This is a genomic window from Nocardia stercoris (genome assembly GCF_003696265.1).
Classification (GTDB): Bacteria; Actinomycetota; Actinomycetes; order Mycobacteriales; family Mycobacteriaceae; genus Nocardia; species Nocardia stercoris.
In genome coordinates this window covers 54,592-69,290 of sequence record NZ_RFFH01000014.1, presented here as the reverse complement: position 1 = coordinate 69,290, position 14,699 = coordinate 54,592, and the positions used below count along the sequence as shown (strand labels likewise).

12 protein-coding genes are annotated in these 14,699 nt (G+C 69.2%); 5 read left to right on the top strand and 7 right to left on the bottom strand.

All coding sequences use genetic code 11. The features are described 5' to 3' along the window. Positions 1–23: 23 nt before the first annotated feature. From EBN03_RS25660 to EBN03_RS25650, 3 genes are all read left to right on the top strand, one after another. Positions 24–542: a hypothetical protein gene (locus EBN03_RS25660; protein WP_122190704.1), complete on the top strand. Its 519-nt coding sequence runs from the start codon at positions 24–26 to the stop codon at positions 540–542. A 47-nt stretch (positions 543–589) separates the two neighbouring features. Next, on the top strand, positions 590–1,645 hold the full coding sequence (locus EBN03_RS25655) for a phosphotransferase family protein (RefSeq protein WP_233608635.1): 1,056 nt from the start codon (positions 590–592) through the stop codon (positions 1,643–1,645). 68 nt (positions 1,646–1,713) lie between these two features. Next, entirely contained in the window at positions 1,714–2,292 is a 579-nt protein-coding gene (locus EBN03_RS25650) for a DinB family protein (RefSeq protein ID WP_122190702.1), read from the top strand. A 21-nt stretch (positions 2,293–2,313) separates the two neighbouring features. On the opposite strand, the gene EBN03_RS25645 is transcribed toward EBN03_RS25650, so the two are convergent. After that, positions 2,314–3,504: a serine hydrolase domain-containing protein gene (locus tag EBN03_RS25645; protein ID WP_122190701.1), complete on the bottom strand. Its 1,191-nt coding sequence runs from the start codon at positions 3,502–3,504 to the stop codon at positions 2,314–2,316. Positions 3,505–3,549: 45 nt separating this feature from the next. Here EBN03_RS25645 and EBN03_RS25640 point away from each other — a divergent pair, with 45 nt between their 5' ends. Together EBN03_RS25640 and EBN03_RS25635 are read left to right on the top strand one after the other, a co-directional pair. Next, positions 3,550–4,362 (top strand): serine hydrolase domain-containing protein, encoded by an 813-nt coding sequence (locus tag EBN03_RS25640; protein WP_122190700.1) that lies wholly within the window; start codon positions 3,550–3,552, stop codon positions 4,360–4,362. Between the two features lie 84 nt (positions 4,363–4,446). Continuing rightward, positions 4,447–4,965: a DUF3145 domain-containing protein gene (locus EBN03_RS25635; protein WP_122190699.1), complete on the top strand. Its 519-nt coding sequence runs from the start codon at positions 4,447–4,449 to the stop codon at positions 4,963–4,965. A 773-nt stretch (positions 4,966–5,738) separates the two neighbouring features. Here the strand turns inward: EBN03_RS25635 and EBN03_RS25630 are convergent. The 6 genes from EBN03_RS25630 to aceE form a co-directional block, all read right to left on the bottom strand. Beyond that, entirely contained in the window at positions 5,739–7,169 is a 1,431-nt protein-coding gene (locus EBN03_RS25630) for an acyl-CoA carboxylase subunit beta (protein WP_122190698.1), read from the bottom strand. Positions 7,170–7,269: 100 nt separating this feature from the next. After that, on the bottom strand, positions 7,270–8,520 hold the full coding sequence (locus tag EBN03_RS25625) for a KasA/KasB family beta-ketoacyl-ACP synthase (protein WP_122190697.1): 1,251 nt from the start codon (positions 8,518–8,520) through the stop codon (positions 7,270–7,272). A gap of 11 nt (positions 8,521–8,531) precedes the next feature. Continuing rightward, positions 8,532–8,834 (bottom strand): meromycolate extension acyl carrier protein AcpM, encoded by a 303-nt coding sequence (gene acpM, locus EBN03_RS25620; RefSeq protein ID WP_122190696.1) that lies wholly within the window; start codon positions 8,832–8,834, stop codon positions 8,532–8,534. A 112-nt stretch (positions 8,835–8,946) separates the two neighbouring features. Next, entirely contained in the window at positions 8,947–9,861 is a 915-nt protein-coding gene (locus EBN03_RS25615) for an ACP S-malonyltransferase (protein ID WP_122190695.1), read from the bottom strand. Positions 9,862–9,988: 127 nt separating this feature from the next. Next, positions 9,989–11,260 (bottom strand): PucR family transcriptional regulator, encoded by a 1,272-nt coding sequence (locus EBN03_RS25610; RefSeq protein ID WP_233608647.1) that lies wholly within the window; start codon positions 11,258–11,260, stop codon positions 9,989–9,991. A gap of 242 nt (positions 11,261–11,502) precedes the next feature. Continuing rightward, on the bottom strand, positions 11,503–14,379 hold the full coding sequence (aceE, locus tag EBN03_RS25605; RefSeq protein WP_407671237.1) for a pyruvate dehydrogenase (acetyl-transferring), homodimeric type: 2,877 nt from the start codon (positions 14,377–14,379) through the stop codon (positions 11,503–11,505). Positions 14,380–14,699 lie beyond the last annotated feature (320 nt).

Sequence of the window (14,699 nt, the reverse complement as noted above, 5' to 3'; positions counted from 1 at the left end):
GCCCGGCGTGGCACAGTGGGGTCATGACGAATCCGTCCGAGCCCGGCCGGAAGGGGAACCCCGCCCGGGTTCCGGGTGCCGGTGACCTGCTCGCCGCCGCTCAGGCGGCCGTCGGAGCGGCGCAGGCGATCGCCGGTCAGGCGCTGGATGCGGCCGGTCAGGCCAAGGACGCGGCCGGTCAGGCCCTCGACGCGGCACAGCTCACCGCGGGTGCCGCCTTCGACACCGCGGTCCGGCTGCCGCCCTCGACGGTGCAGCTGGCCGCGCAACTGCCCGCGCTGATCGACAATCTGACCGCTTCGGTCGATCGCCTGAACAAGACCCTCGACCGGCTCGACCGCACCCTCGCCCTGGCAGATCCGGCGTTCTCCGCCTACGACCGGCTGCTGCCGCGGCTGGAAGCGGTGGTCGCGCTCGGCGAGGACGTGCTGTCGAAGATCTCGCGGCTGCCCGGCGTTTCGATGATGGGCCGGTTCATGGGCGGTGGCGCGCCGCCGGAGCCGCCGGATCCCGGCCGGCGGTCGCGGTTCCGGCGCGGGTAGCAACGTAGTTGCCCGGCGCCGGCGCGTGCTGCGGCACAATGGCCGACATGTCCGAAGTGCAGCCCGCCGGTATCGATCCGGCCGTCGTCGATTTCCGGGCCGTCGCCGCGTGGATGGACGGGCACGACCTGCCCGGCGGCGCGATCGAGGCGGTGACGCCGCTCGGCGGCGGCACCCAGAACGTGATGCTGCACTTCCGCCGGGGCGGGCGCGACTACGTGTTGCGGCGCGGCCCGAAGCACCTGCGCCCCAAGAGTAACGAGGTGATCGGCCGGGAAGCGCGGCTGCTCGGCGCGCTGACCGGGACGTCGGTGCCCGCGCCGCGGGTGATCGCCGCGTGCACCGACGACGCGGTGATCGGCGCGGTCTTCTACCTCATGGAACCGGTCGACGGCTTCAACCCGCAGAACGAACTGCCGCCGGCGTATCAGGCCGATGCCGGATTCCGCCGTGAGATGGGGCTGTCCGCGGTCGAGGCGATCGCCCGGCTCGGCGCGCTGGACTATCAGGCGCTCGGGCTCGCCGACTACGGCAAACCGGACGGGTTCCTGGAACGTCAGGTGCCGCGCTGGCTCGCGGAACTGGAGTCCTACAACGGATTCGAGGGCTACCCTGGCCCGGACATCCCCGGCCTGGACACGATCGCCGACTGGCTCGAGCGCAACCGGCCCGCGCAGTGGCGGCCCGGGATCATGCACGGCGACTGCCATCTGGCCAACATCATGTTCCGCTACGACGCCCCGCGAGTCGCGGCGCTGGTCGACTGGGAGATGTCCACCATCGGTGACCCGCTGCTGGACCTGGGCTGGCAGATCGCGACCCGGCCGGAGCCGGGCATGACACTGTCCGCGCTGCTCGGCCCGCTGGGGGCCGCCGACGGTCTGCCGACCCCGCGGGAGATGGTCGCGCACTACGGCCGGTTCACCGATCGCGATCTCGGCGCGGTGACCTGGTACACGGTCCTGGCCTGCTTCAAGCTCGGCATCGTGCTCGAGGGCACGCACGCCCGGGCCATCGCGGGCAAAGCGCCCAAGCAGACCGGGGACTTCCTGCACGCCATCACGCTGGAGTTGTTCCAGCGGGCGCACAAGCTGGTGGATTGACCGGATCTTCGGGCAGTTCGGCAGGATATCGGTGGAGATCGAATTTCTGCCGAACTAAGGTCGTCGTCATGGCGATCATCCCCGAAGACAAGGACTGGACCTGGGCGCTGGAGAAGCGTTGTGACGAATGCGGTTTCGACGCGCCGGCCATCGAGTACGAGCGGGTACCGGAGCTCACCCGGGCCGCCGCGGCCCGGCTCGCCGCCGCGCTGGATCGCCCGGATGTCACTGTGCGCCCGAACGATTCGACCTGGTCGCCGCTGGAGTACGTGGCGCACACTCGGGACGTCAGTCGCCTGTTCCGGCACCGGCTGCACGTCGCGCTGACCTGTACCGCCGCCGACCCGGCGCCCGACGTGGTCGGCCACGACCCGACGGTGACCGTCCTCGACGGGCTGCCCGCCTTCACCAACTGGGACCAGGACGCGACCGCGGTCGCGGCCCGCTACAACGAGTCCGCTCCGGCGAGCGTCGCCGCCCAGCTCGTGGCGGCGGCGGACGATGTCGCGGCCGACTTCGCCGCGGTACCCGAGGCCGACCGGAGCCGGGCGGCGCGCCGGGACAACGGTTCCCTGTTCACCGTCACCGAGATGGCCCGCTACTTCCTGCACGACCTCGTCCACCACGTGCACGACATCCGCGCCTGACCCGCCCCCTCGGGGCGCGGCTCAGACGCAGGCGCGCAAGGACTTTCGCAGGGCGCGGGCACGCGCGTCGTCCAGTACCGCGGTCCCCAGCCGGTTCATGACATAACCGAAGCCCAATCCGGTTGCGGGATCGGCGAATCCGAACGAACCGCCGTAGCCGGTGGTGCCATAGGCGGCGCTGTCGGAGCCGAAACGGAAACTGCCGCAGGACTTACGGAATCCGAGATGGTAGCGGCTGTCGGTGAGCAGCACGAGGTCGGCCGCGGGCACCTCGGCGGGGACGTCCCGCGCGGCGATCCGGTCGAGCAGCCCGGCGTCGATCGGGAGTTCCCCGGTGCGGCCCGCCGCGGCACCGTAGACCCGGGCCAGGGACCGGGCGGTGCCCACACCGCCGGCCGCCGGGTTCTCCACCGACACGAACTCGCGGCGGGACGCACGGGCCGGCGCACCGAGATTCGGGCTGCTCAACGCCCGGTAGGACAGCCCGCGGCGGCTGTACACCTGAGCGGCGATCCGGACCGGCACATCACGTTCGTAGCGCAGGACGTCCCAGCCCAGGGTGGCCGACAGCTCGGCGACCCGGTCCATCGGCACCTCGGCGGGCATCCCGATATGGAAGTCCAGGCCCAGGGGCGCGGCGAACTCCGCGGCGAAGATCGCGCCGATGGTCCGGTGCTGCGGATCGGCCCGCCGCATCAGCTGGTTCTGGTAGAGCCCGGCGGTGATCGGGTGATAGCCGTGCCGGGTGCCCGGCCGCCACAGGGGACGCTGCTCGGCCAGCGTCTCGGCGAGCGAGTCCAGGTCGGTCAGGTCGGGGAGCCGGACGGTGCGGTCGAGGGCGGCGAGCCCGGCCTGATGGTCCAGCAGCTGCCGGACGGTGATCGAATCCTTGCCGTTGGCACCGAATTCCGGCCAGTACGCCGCGACCGGCGTCTCGTAGTCGAGCACGCCGCGCGACACCGCGGCCGCGAACACGAACGCGGTCATGCCCTTGGTGGAGGAGAACACCGGAACCAGGGTGTCGCGTGCCCAGCGTTTGCGCCGCTGCCGATCCCGATACCCGGCCCACAGGTCCACAACCGGGCGGTCACCGTCGTACACCGCGACGGCGGCGCCGATCTCGCCGCGTTCCGAGAAGTTGCGCCGGAAGGCGTCGGCCACCGGGCCGAAACCGTCCGCTACCTCGCCGTTGATGGTGGGTCCCTTGCTCATGATGTCGTCGACCCTAACGTCAGGGTGCCGCGTAGGCTGCACGGCGTGCGTGCGTTGGAGCAGATTCACCGGTGGCCTGTCCGGAATGTCGCGGCCGGGGTGGTCACCGCCCGTGGCGGCACCGATTCCGCGGGTGACCTCGATCGGGAATTCGCGCTCGCCTCGGTGACCAAGCCGCTGGCCGCCTACGGGGTGCTGGTGGCGATCGAGGAGGGAGCGATCGAACTCGACCAGCCCGCCGGGCCGCCCGGATCCACGGTGCGGCACCTGCTGGCGCACACCTCGGGGCTGGCGTTCGACTCCACCGCGATCCTGGCCGAGCCGGGTAAGCGGCGCATCTACTCCAGTTCCGGTTTCGACGTACTCGCCGACTTCGTGGCGGCCGAGACCGGGATCGCGTTCGCCGATTATCTGCACCAAGCGGTGTTCGAGCCGCTGGGCATGAAGGCCTCGGTGCTGGCCGGGTCGGCCGGGTCCGCCGCCCGGTCCACCGCCGGGGACCTGCTGCGCTTCGCGCGGGAACTGTTGCGCCCCACGCTGATCGCGCCCGAGACGCACGCCGAGGCGATCACCGTCCAGTTTCCGGGGACCTCGGGCGTGCTGCCCGGCTACGGTTCGCAGCGGCCCAACGACTGGGGGCTGGGGTTCGAGATCCGCGACCACAAGTCGCCGCACTGGTCGGGGGCCGCGAACTCGCCGCGCACCTACGGCCACTTCGGCCAGGCCGGCACCCTGCTCTGGGTGGACCCGGTGGCCGAGGTCGCGTGTGTCGCGCTGGCCGACGAACCGTTCGGTGACTGGGCCCGCGCGGCCTGGCCGCCGTTCAACGACGCGGTACTCGGCGAGTTCGCCGAGTAACACCGGTCCCTCGAGTAGACTCGGCTCGGCCAGCCGACGGGCCCGTTGGGGAAGACGGTTCCACGTCGACGCTGGAGGTGCTGGGTGCGCGGTTCGATGCAGTTCGCGGAAGCGACATCGGGTGTCGTCTACATCCACTCGTCGCCTGCTGCGCTGTGCCCGCATATCGAATGGGCCCTCGCCGCGACCTTGCGTACCCCCGCCGGACTGCGCTGGCTGAGCCAGCCCGCCGATGCGGGCCGGTTGCGGGCCACCGTCGACTGGGTCGGCCCGGTGGGTACCGGCGGCCGGCTCGCGAGCGCGCTGCAGGACTGGCCGCAACTGCACTTCGAGGTCACCGAGAATCCCAGTGAGGGTGTCGACGGTGAGCGGTTCAGTTTCGTGCCCGGTCTCGGCCTGTGGCGCGGGGCCACCAGCGCCAACGGGGATGTCGTGGTGGGGGAGATGCGATTGCGCGAGATCATCCGTGGTTGCTCCGATGTGACGAGCGTCGCGGCCGCCGTGGACCGGGCACTGGGCACGGTCTGGGACACCGCGCTGGAACCGTACCGGGCGGCCACCGCAGCGGCCCATCTCACGCCGCTGCGCCGCGACGTCGGCTGACCGTCCGCCGAACGTTGTTGATCAGCAAAGTCCTTCGGTTGATCACTGGATATTTGCGTGCTCGTACCCCCGAGGGGTGTATCGAAATACATTGCCTCGATTGACATGTCGGGCGAATATTTTCCGGAACCAGTACGACACAATTCCTGTTAACGCGGAATCCATTGTGCGCGATACTCATTGCGTAGGCCAGTTATCTGGATTTACGCGAAGGAGATTTCCATGATTCCCGTCATCATCGACACCGGTAGCGCTGCTTTGAACGGCGTGATCAACACGGCCAGCGCGGCCTGGCACGGCCTCCTCGACACCCTGTGGACCGGTTCGTTCGGGGGCTGATAGTTAAAATCGGGTGTTCAACATTTGTGGGCCGGTCGGAGGTATGGCGCCTCCGTCCCGGCCCGCTTTACTACTACGTCTCGTAGCTCGTAACAGTTGAATATGTAATCGACCTCACAATGGCACAGATCTTGATAACGGAAAATTAGCTGGCGTCGATAGACTCGCCGTAAGCCAGTTCTACTGGGAATCCGAAGGAAGAGTTTTTCGTATGATCCCCGTCGTCATCGACACCACCATTGCCGCCATCAACGCCACCCTGACCACCCTGGGCACCGGTTCGGCCGGCCTCGGTAACACCCTGTGGACGGGTTCGTTCGGCGCCTGATACGCGCGTGTGAGGTAATCACACCCAAAAGGACCGGCTCGGGGCGATGCCCCAGCCGGTCCTTTGTGTCGGTACCACGGGTGGGCCCGAAGGGGGCCCGGGCCACCTACAGCGGGATGTTCTTGTTGTGCGCGGCGACGGCCGGCACCGCGGCCAGCGCCGCGGTGAGCACCGAACGGGTCTTCGCCGGATCGATCACCGCGTCCACCACGCCGATCGACATCGCCCGCGCGACGCCCCCGGCCAGCTCCTCGTGCTCGGCGGTCAGCCGCTCCAGCATGGCCTCGCGCTCGTCGTCCGGCGCCGCCGCCAGCGCCTTCTTGTGCAGGATGCCCACCGCGGCCTTCGCGCCCATCACGGCGACCTCCGAGCCCGGCCACGCGTACACCGCGGTGGCGCCCAGCGCCCGGGCGTTCATGGCGATGTAGGCGCCGCCGTAGATCTTGCGGGTCACCAGGGTCACCCGCGGCACCCGGGCCTCGGCGAAGGCGTGCAGCAGCTTCGCGCCGCGGCGCACCACACCCTCCCACTCCATCGAGACACCCGGCAGATAGCCGGGCACATCGGTGACCACCACCAGCGGGATGCCGAAGGCGTTGCACAGCCGCACGAACCGGGCCGCCTTCTCGGCGCTCTCCGAAGTCAGGCAGCCGCCCATCCGCAGCGGATTGTTGGCCAGCACACCGACGGTGCGGCCGGCCAGCCGGCCCAGGCCGGTGACCATCGAGCGGGCGTACCCGCCCTGCAGTTCCTCGAACGTGCTCTCACCGTCGACGTTGTCGAGCAGTTCGTGCACGACCGGCTTGACGTCGTAGGCGCGCCGCGGCGACTCCGGCAGCATGGCCTGCAGGTCGACATCGCCGTGCTCGGCGGCGACCAGGTCGAACTCGCCCTGCTCGGCGAACATCGACACCAGTTTGCGGGCGCGGTGCAGCGCGTCACCCTCGCTGTCGGCGACCACATGGCAGACGCCGGACTTCTTGCCGTGGGTCTCGGGGCCGCCCAGGGTGGCCATGTCGACGTTCTCGCCCGTCACCGAGCGGACGACGTCGGGACCGGTCACGAAGACGCGGCCCTCGGGAGCCATGATCACCACATCGGTCAGGGCGGGGCCGTAGGCCGCACCGCCCGCCGCGAAGCCGACCACGACCGAGATCTGCGGGACCTGGCCGGACGCGCGAACCATGGCCTCGAAGACCAAGCCGACCGCGTGCAGGGCCTCGACCCCCTCGGCGAGCCGGGCACCACCGGAATGCCAGATGCCGACGACCGGCAGCTTCTCCTCGATCGCGGTGTCGATGGCGGTGACGATGTGCTTGCAGCCCTCGACGCCCATCGCGCCGCCCATCACGGTCGCGTCCGAGCAGTAGGCGACGGTACGGACACCGTCGACCTCACCGACGGCGGCCAGCACGCCGGACCGGTCGCGCGGCATCAGCGGCGCCACGGTTCCCGGGTCGAAGAAGCGCTGCAGACGAGACAGCGGATCACGGGAATCGGTCGAGGCTGCCGGCGAGACGGGGGCCATGGTGGTCATCGCGTTCTCCTTGCACGGAGCGAAAAGCGGTAAATGCCGGGTTGTTCGGGAGAAAAAAGTGCGGTCGCCGTGGAGGTTCACGGCGACCGCACCGGGTCGATCAGTACCGGCCGAAGGCCAGCGCCACGTTGTGGCCACCGAATCCGAACGAGTTGTTGATCGCGTACCTGATGTCCTGGCGGCGCGCCTCGTCGCGCACCACATCGAGGTCGATTTCCGGGTCCTGGTTGTCCAGGTTCAGCGTGGCCGGGACGATGCCGTCGCGGATGCTGAGGACCGTGAGCACCGACTCGAGGGCGCCGACGGCACCGATCGAGTGGCCCAGGGCGGACTTCGGAGCATAGACCGAGGCGTGCGCGACGCCGGCCTTGTGGATCGCGTTCGCCTCGGCGGTGTCCCCGATCGGGGTGCCGGTGGCGTGCGCGTTGACGTGGGTGATGTCGGAAGCCGTCAGACCTGCTGTCTGCAGCGCTCGCGTGATCGCCCGCGCCGCTCCGCTCCCTTCCGGGTCCGGAGCCACGAGATGGAACCCGTCGGAGGTGACACCGGCGCCCAGCAGACGGGCGTGGATGGTGGCACCACGGGCCTTGGCGTGCTCCTCGGTCTCGAGCGTGAGCAGCGCGCCGGCCTCACCGAAGACGAAACCGTCACGGTCCCGGTCGAACGGGCGCGACGCCGCCTTCGGGTCGTCGTTGCGGGTGCTCATCGCGCGCATCATGGAGAACGCCGCGATCGGCACCGCGTCGATGAAGCCCTCGACGCCACCGGTGACGACCATGTCGGCGTCACCCATGACGATCATTCGCCACGCGTTGGCGATGGCTTCGGAGCCCGACGAACACGCCGAGACCGGAGTGACCACTCCCGCTTTCGCCTTGAGCTCGAGGCCCACGACGGCGGAAGGTCCGTTCGGCATGACCATCTGAACGGCCAGCGGGGAGATCTTGCGATATCCACCGGCCTTCAGCTTGTCGACCGAGTCGATCAGCGCGTCACCGCCGCCCAGTCCGGTACCGATCGCGACACCGAGTCGCTCCGGGTCCACTTCCGGGCTGCCGGCGTTGCGCCACACTTCGCGGCCGAGGATGGTCGCGAGCTGTTCGACGTAGGCCATACGGCGACATTCGACCCGGCTGAGCAGGGTCTCGGGTTTGACCTTCAGGTGACCGCCGATGCGGACCGGCAGGTCGAATTCCTCGATGAAGGAATCCTCGAGCGTGTCGATACCGCTTTCGCCGTTGAGGAGTCCCTTCCACGTCGCATCGACGTCGCCCGCGATCGACGTGGTCGCCGCCAGACTGGTGACGACGACGTTGGGGAAATTGCCGTTCAGGGTGGAGGGAGTGGTCACGGTGCGACCCTTTACTGGTCGGCGCCGAACTTGGCCTTCAGCTCCTGGGCCGCGTCGGCGTTCTCGGCTTCGAGCTTCTGGATGTAGGACACCGCGTCACCGACCGTCTTCAAGCTGGCGAGGTCCTCGTCCGGGATCTTGACGCCGTACTTGTCCTCGGTCTGCACCGCGATCTCGACCATGGACAGCGAGTCGATGTCCAGGTCGTCGACGAAGGACTTCTCGATGGTCACTTCGGAGGGCTCGATACCGGTCACCTCTTCGATGATCTTCGCGAGCTCTTCGACGATCTGTTCCTGGGTCAAAGCGGCCACTTCGTGGCTCCCTTCTTACTTTCCGTAGGTGCTTGTTGTTATTTCGGGAACGAGCGCCCGGAGGTTACCGGGCACCCGCTCACGGCCTGCGCCGTTGCAGGCCGTGAGAAAGCTAACCGGTAGCCGAGTACAGGGCTACCAGGGCAGAAATGTCTTCGGGGCTCTTCAGTGCCAGGTTCGGCGTGCCCTTGAGTTCCCGCTTCGCGATACCCACCAGGGTGCCGGCGGGGGGCAACTCCGCCACGGCGGTGACGCCGGCGGCACGAACGGTCTCGGTGCACAGATCCCACCGAACGGGCCTGGTCACCTGAGCTGCGAGCTTCTCGATGGCGTCCTTGCCGGAGCTGACCGGCCGACCGTCGTAGTTCGACAGTAGAACACATGACGGCTCATCGGGAGTGATCCGGGAGATGGCCCGGGTCACAGCCTCCTGCGCGGGCGCCATGAACGCGGTGTGGAATGCGCCCGCGACGGGCAGGGCGCGCACGCGGGCCTTCTCCGGCGGGGCGGCCGCGAGCTCGGCGAGCGCGTCCAGCCGGCCGGCGGCCACGATCTGGCCGGCGGCATTGCGGTTGGCGGGGACGAGTTCGAGTTCCGCGAGGCGGGCCAGGACCTCGGCTTCGTCGCCGCCGAGGACCGCGGACATGCCGGTCGGCTCGAGCGCGCAGGCCTTGGCCATCTCGGCGCCGCGGATGGCGGCCAGCTGGACCGCGTCGTCGGCGGTGATGACGCCCGCGACGGCCGCGGCGGCGAGTTCGCCGACGGAATGTCCGGCCACGAAGGTGTCGGACGGCAGCGTGGCGGGTACTTCGGCGAAGGCGAGCAGCGCGGCGGCGACGACCAGAGGCTGGGTCACGGCGGTGTCGGTGATCTCCTCCGCGGTGGCCGTCGTGCCCAGCCGGAGCAGATCCAGGCCGGCGGCCTTGGACCACAGTTCGAGTCGGTCACGCGCACCGGGGACTTCGAGCCACGGCGTCAACATGCCGGGTGTCTGGGAGCCCTGTCCAGGGGCATACAACGCGATCACGTCTCAAGACAACACTGTGACGCGGCTCTCCGGTGATGTCGGCGCGAATGAAGCTTGCGGACAGCTTTTGTGCGGTCCCCACAAACGGCCATGTGGATTGCGACGATCGACCGAGTGCCGCTGTCCGTTACACCCGGTCGTTGTCGAATGTCGCTGCCGGGGTCTGAGAGGCTGATGCCGATGATTCGTTACGGGTTCGTGACAGCCTGCCTACTGTTGCGGCGATCCGGAGCACGTAGGCATCCCGCGGATTGAGGGGATCACGGCCCGTGATGTCGGCGATCCGCTTGAGCCGGTAGCGGACGGTATTTGGATGAACGTACAGCTGACGGGCGCAGGTCTCGACCGCGCCACCGCCGTCGAGGTAGGCGTCCAGCGTCTCCGACAGCGAGGATCCGGCATTCGCCAGCGGAATCACCAGGTTCTCGTTCAGCGCGTCCACGGCCGCGCGGTCGCCCAGCAGCGCCCGCTCCGGCAACAGTTCGGACGCGTGCACCGGCCGCGGCGCGCTGCGCCAGCCGACGACGGCCTCCATCCCGGCCATCGCCTCCACGGCACTGTGGTGGGCCGCTGTCAGCGTGCGGGTGGTCGGGCCGATCACCACCGGCCCGGCGGAGAACGCCTCCGACAGCAGCTCGGCCAGGAACGTCGAGGGATGCATCGGGTCACCGACCCGGCCGCTGACCACGATCACCAGCCGCGAACCCTGCACGACCGCGAGCGCGGCGTGCCCGTGCCGGGCGGCCACGGCGTGCACCGCGCCCACACTGGCCACCTGGTCGGCGGGCGGGGTGCCGACCAGCACCGTCGCCGGGGCCGTCGCGTCCCAGTTGAGAGTGGCTGCGCGCGAGAGCATCTCGGGCCCGGTGTCGCCGCGGACCACCGCGTCGACCACCAGCGCCTCCAACCGGGTGTCCCACGCACTGCGCGACTCCGCCGCACTGGCGTAGACCGACGCCGCCGCGAAACCGAGTTCCCGGCCGTACCGCAGCACCGCCTCGGTCAGCGCCACCAGCTGCCGGTCGTTGCGGGCCAGCGCGGGCAGCCACTGCTCGAAGAAGTCCATCGCGACCCGGACCATGTCGACGGTCTCGCGCAGTGTGAGCCGGCGGGCCAGATCCTGGGGGATGACCTGGAAGGCGTCCATGCTGAACCGGATGTCGCTGTCGGGATCCTGCAGCCACTCCAGGAAATTGACCACCGCCGTCTGCACCAGCATCTGGACACCGGCACGCTGGGCGGCGTCGAGGTCGCCGAAGAACGGCAGCCGGTCCTCCATCGAGGTGATGGCCTCGGTCGACAGCCGCCCGGAGAACTGTTTCACCCGTTTGAGCAGGGTGTCCGGCAGCGGGTCGCGGCTGTTCCGGTTCGGTGTCAGCGCCCCGGTCGGCAAGTACAACTCGTGTTCGGAGGAACCGTCGTTGATCCGGCGCGGCCGTGGGGGTTTTCGATCCACCCTGCGATTCTGCCCCTACTGGCCGGATGCTGCGCTGGACCCCGGATACCCGGGCGTGGTGGGGACCGGCGAAACCGGTATCGGCGCGGGCGCGGCGGCGCCGGTGGGAAACGAAACCGGCGCCGCCGGGCAGGCCGCCCATGGGCGACTACCCGGCGGCGCCGGTGGTTCGGGCCGCGGGAGCGTTACTCCGCGTCGTCCCCGTCGTAGCGAGGTGCGGCGTCCACGTCGTCGATGCGGTACCGCTGCGCGGCCTCGGCGGCCTTCGCGGCCGGGATCGTGCCCGCCCGCCCCAGCGCGGCCAGCGCCGCCACCGTGATCGACTCGGCGTCGACGTTGAACACCCGGCGGGCGGCCGGGCGGGTGTCGGAGAAACCGAACCCGTCGGTGCCCAGGGTGACGTAGTCGCCCGGCACCCACGGCCGGATCTGCTCGGCGACCGAGCGCATCCAGTCCGAGGCCGCCACGAACGGGCCCGTCCCAGCTGACAGCGCCTCGGTCACGTACGGGACCGCGGGCGTGGCGCCCGGGGCCCGCAGCGCCTCGATGTCGCCGGCCAGCGCCTCCCGGCGCAGCTCGCTGTAGGAGGTGACCGACCAGACGTCCGCGGCCACACCCCATTCGGCGAGCAGCTCCTGCGCGCGCAGACCGGCCGGCACCGTCACACCGGACACCAGCAGCTGCGCGCGCACCGCGCCCTCGCCACCGCGGCGGTAGCGGTAGATCCCGCGCAGCAGGCCGTCGACGTCGAGGTCGTCCGGCTCGGCCGGCTGCTGATACGGCTCGTTGTAGAGGGTGATGTAGTAGAAGATGTTCTCCCCGCCGAACTCGCCCAGACCCGGGTGGGCCTGCATGCCCGGCAGCACCGTGGCGTCCGGCGTCGGCTGCCCGCCGCCGTACATGCGGCGCAGGCCGTCCCGCACGATGTGCGCGATCTCGAACGAGAACGCCGGATCGTAGGCCACCACAGCCGGATTCGTCGACGCCAGCAGCAGCGAGTGACCGTCGTTGTGCTGCAGGCCTTCTCCGGTCAGCGTGGTGCGGCCGGCGGTGGCGCCCAGTACGAAACCACGGGCCAGCTGGTCGGCCGCGGCCCACAGGCCGTCGCCGGTGCGCTGGAAACCGAACATCGAATAGAAGATGTACAGCGGGATCATCGGCTCGCCGTGTGTGGCGTACGAGGTGCCGACCGCGGTGAACGATGCGGTGGAACCGGCCTCGTTGATGCCCTCGTGCAGGATCTGCCCGGCGGTGCTCTCCTTGTAGGCGAGCATGAGTTCGGCGTCCACCGAGGTGTACAGCTGACCCAGCCGGTTGTAGATCTTCAGCGACGGGAACCAGGAGTCCATGCCGAAGGTACGGGCCTCGTCGGGGATGATCGGGACCAGGCGCTTGCCGATCTCCTTGTCCCGCAACAGTTCCTTGAGCAAGCGCACGAAAGCCATCGTGGTGGCGACGTTCTGCTTGCCCGAACCCTTGCGCACCGAGCGGTAGGGCTCGTCACCCGGTAGCTGCAGCGGGACGGCCTGGGTCCGGCGCTGCGGGACGAAACCACCGAGGCTGCGGCGGCGGTCCAGCAGGTACTGGATCTCGGGCGTGTCCATGCCGGGGTGGTAGTACGGCGGCAGATACGGATTCGCCTCGAGCTGCGCGTCGGTCACCGGGATGCGCTGGACGTCGCGGAAGGCCTTGAGGTCCTCCAGCGTCATCTTCTTCATCTGGTGGGTGGCGTTGCGCGCCTCGAAGTGCTTGCCGAGGCCGTAACCCTTGATCGTCTTGGCCAGGATCACCGTCGGCTGGCCCTGGTGGGCCATGGCGGCCGCGTAGGCGGCGTAGATCTTGCGGTAGTCGTGGCCGCCGCGCTTGAGGTTCCAGATCTGTTGGTCCGACAGGCCTTTCACCAGTTCCTTGGTCCGCGGGTCGCGGCCGAAGAAGTGCTCACGCACGTACGCGCCGTCGTTGGCCTTGTAGGTCTGGTAGTCGCCGTCGGGAGTGCTGTTCATCAGGTTCACCAGCGCGCCGTCGCGGTCGGCGCCGAGCAGGTTGTCCCACTCACGGCCCCAGATGACCTTGATGACGTTCCAGCCGGCGCCCCGGAAGAAGGACTCCAGCTCCTGGATGATCTTGCCGTTGCCGCGCACCGGGCCGTCGAGCCGCTGCAGGTTGCAGTTGATCACGAAGGTCAGGTTGTCCAAGGCCTCGTTGGCGGCGACCTGGATCAGGCCGCGCGATTCCGGCTCGTCCATCTCGCCGTCGCCCAGGAACGCCCACACGTGCTGGTCGGAGGTGTCCTTGATGCCACGGTCGTGCAGGTAGTGGTTGAACCGCGCCTGATAGATCGCGTTCATCGGGCCCAGACCCATGGACACGGTCGGGAATTCCCAGAAGTTCGGCATCAGCCGCGGGTGCGGATACGACGACAGGCCGTGGCCCAGGCCGCCGTGGCTGTACTCCTGCCGGAAGCCGTCGAGCTGGTCGGTGGACAGCCGGCCCTCGAGGTAGGCCCGGGCGTAGATGCCGGGGGAGGCGTGGCCCTGGATGAAGATCTGGTCGCCGCCGCCGGAGTGGTCCTTGCCGCGGAAGAAGTGGTTGAAACCCACCTCGTAGAGCGCCGCGGACGACGCGTAGGTCGAAATGTGTCCGCCCACACCGATTCCCGGACGCTGCGCGCGGTGCACCATGACCGCGGCGTTCCAGCGGATCCAGGCGCGGAAGCGGCGCTCGACCTCTTCGTCGCCGGGGAACCACGGCTCGTTCTCGGTGGGGATCGTGTTGACGTAGTCGGTGGAGGTCAGCGACGGGATCGCCACGTGGCGTTCCCCGGCGCGTTCCAGCAGGCGCAGCATCAGGTATCGGGCGCGGCCGGGGCCTTCCCGCTCGACCATCTCGTCGAAGGACTCCAGCCATTCACTGGTCTCCTCCGGGTCGATGTCCGGGAGATAGGAGGCCACCCCCTCACGGATGACGCGGACTCGCCCGCCGGCCGGCCGCGTCTGGTCCGGAACTGTGCCGCCGGCGCCGTTGGTGGTGGAACTCGATGTCGGGTGCATCAGGTCGGTCAAAATCAATGCTCCTCGTGCAGGGGGTGGACAAGCGGTGGCTCTAACAACCCCGGTCGGTCCCGCAGGTGAGGGGGCCGTCCGTCGCTCCCGGGTTCGGGACGCAACTCTCATCCTGTCCCATCTCGCATCCCAGGTCACCCTCGGAGTCGGCAACTCGGCAGTATCATCCGGAGCCCGGCTTCGGGCCCGGGTTCCGGCGTTCGTCAGCCATGGTGCGTCCCAGGTCACCATCGCTGTCGGCAATCCAGTACCGTGCGCTTGGCAGACCACGGCGCCGCAAGGCCCCGCCGTCGGGTCCGGCGCCGAGAACCAACGGTCGA

Bases quoted from the DNA above. Each gene is read 5' to 3' on its own strand.
- EBN03_RS25660 (WP_122190704.1), top strand. From the start codon at position 24: ATGACGAATCCGTCCGAGCCCGGCCGGAAGGGGAACCCCGCCCGGGTT.
- EBN03_RS25655 (WP_233608635.1), top strand. From the start codon at position 590: ATGTCCGAAGTGCAGCCCGCCGGTATCGATCCGGCCGTCGTCGATTTC.
- EBN03_RS25650 (WP_122190702.1), top strand. From the start codon at position 1,714: ATGGCGATCATCCCCGAAGACAAGGACTGGACCTGGGCGCTGGAGAAG.
- EBN03_RS25645 (WP_122190701.1), bottom strand. From the start codon at position 3,504: ATGAGCAAGGGACCCACCATCAACGGCGAGGTAGCGGACGGTTTCGGC.
- EBN03_RS25630 (WP_122190698.1), bottom strand. From the start codon at position 7,169: ATGACCACCATGGCCCCCGTCTCGCCGGCAGCCTCGACCGATTCCCGT.